The 224-nt window shown below is 40.6% G+C and carries 1 tRNA gene; it reads left to right on the top strand.

Annotated elements, in window-relative coordinates:
• Nucleotides 1-26: 26 nt before the first annotated feature.
• Nucleotides 27-101: transfer RNA gene (locus tag AACT19_RS01570), tRNA-Gln, on the top strand.
• The last annotated feature ends 123 nt before the right edge of the window (nt 102-224 follow it).

Here is a 224-nt window from a genome sequence, read left to right as displayed (position 1 = left end):
TTAGATATCTTAAATGATATCCTTGTTGGGCTATCGCCAAGCGGTAAGGCACTGGCTTTTGATGCCAGCATTCCCTGGTTCGAATCCAGGTAGCCCAGCCACTATTTAAACTCTTTGTTTTTACTTAGTTTGTTTTTAAGCTAAATAGCAAACCAAGAGCACAACGTTACATCGAATTACCAATGTCGATATAACTATAAAGATTTGCTGCGGTCGTGGCGGAA

This window comes from Vibrio sp. 10N.222.47.A9 (assembly GCF_963872585.1).
GTDB classification, from domain to species: Bacteria; Pseudomonadota; Gammaproteobacteria; order Enterobacterales; family Vibrionaceae; genus Vibrio; species Vibrio splendidus.
Note: the sequence above shows the minus strand (reverse complement) of the source record. Positions and strands in the feature narration are given on the sequence as shown.